This is a genomic window from Xanthomonas cassavae CFBP 4642 (assembly GCF_000454545.1).
GTDB classification, from domain to species: Bacteria; Pseudomonadota; Gammaproteobacteria; order Xanthomonadales; family Xanthomonadaceae; genus Xanthomonas; species Xanthomonas cassavae.
This window is the reverse complement of record NZ_CM002139.1, coordinates 105,855-107,047: the sequence shown is the minus strand read 5'-3', so window position 1 is coordinate 107,047 and position 1,193 is coordinate 105,855. Positions and strand designations below refer to the sequence as shown.

The window sequence follows — 1,193 nt, the reverse complement described above, 5'->3', positions numbered from 1 at the left end:
CTTACTTGACGATCTTGGCAACCACGCCGGCGCCGACGGTACGGCCACCTTCGCGGATGGCGAAACGCAGACCTTCGTCCATCGCAACCGGGTTGATCAGGGTCACGACCATCTTCACGTTGTCGCCCGGCATCACCATTTCCACGCCTTCCGGCAGCTGGCAGGCGCCAGTGATGTCGGTGGTACGGAAATAGAACTGCGGACGGTAGCCCTTGAAGAACGGGGTATGACGGCCACCCTCGTCCTTGGACAGCACGTAGACTTCGGCTTCGAACTCGGTGTGCGGCTTGATCGAACCCGGCTTGCACAGCACCTGGCCACGCTCGACGTCGTCACGCTTGGTGCCGCGCAGCAGCAGACCGGCGTTGTCGCCTGCCTGACCCTGGTCCAGCAGCTTGCGGAACATTTCCACGCCGGTGACGGTGGTCTTCTGCGTGTCGCGGATACCGACGATTTCGATTTCGTCGCCCACCTTGATGATGCCGCGCTCGATACGACCGGTCACCACGGTGCCGCGGCCGGAAATCGAGAACACATCCTCGACCGGCATCAGGAACGGACGGTCCACGTCGCGGGTCGGCTCCGGAATGAAGCTATCCAGGGCATCGACCAGCTTCAGGATCGCCGGCACGCCGATGTCGCTCTGGTCGCCGTCCAGCGCCAGACGCGCCGAACCGTGGATGATCGGGGTGTCGTCGCCCGGGAAGTCGTACTTGCTCAGCAGCTCGCGCACTTCCATCTCGACCAGCTCGAGCAGCTCGGCGTCGTCGACCATGTCGGCCTTGTTCAGGAACACCACGATGTGCGGCACACCGACCTGACGCGAGAGCAGGATGTGCTCGCGGGTCTGCGGCATCGGGCCGTCAGCCGCCGAACACACCAGGATCGCGCCGTCCATCTGCGCTGCGCCGGTGATCATGTTCTTGACGTAGTCGGCGTGGCCGGGGCAGTCAACGTGCGCGTAGTGGCGGGTCGGGGATTCGTATTCGACGTGTGCGGTCGAAATCGTGATGCCGCGCGCCTTCTCTTCCGGCGCTGCGTCGATCGCGTCGTACGCCTTGAACTCGCCACCGAAACGCTCTGCACCGATCTTGGTCAGCGCGGCGGTCAACGTGGTCTTGCCATGGTCGACGTGACCGATGGTGCCGACGTTCACGTGCGGCTTGGTGCGCTCGAATTTAGCTTTTGCCATG

Annotated in this window: 1 protein-coding gene; it reads right to left on the bottom strand. The window is 63.6% G+C overall.

Annotated elements, in window-relative coordinates; all coding sequences use genetic code 11:
* Nucleotide 1: 1 nt before the first annotated feature.
* The gene (gene tuf, locus XCSCFBP4642_RS0100480) at nucleotides 2-1,192 is read right to left on the bottom strand and encodes an elongation factor Tu (RefSeq protein WP_029218063.1); all 1,191 of its coding nucleotides are present in this window, start codon (nucleotides 1,190-1,192) and stop codon (nucleotides 2-4) included.
* Nucleotide 1,193: the final 1 nt, after the last annotated feature.

Excerpts from the sequence above, each read along its gene's own strand:
- tuf (WP_029218063.1), bottom strand. The coding sequence starts at position 1,192 with ATGGCAAAAGCTAAATTCGAGCGCACCAAGCCGCACGTGAACGTCGGC.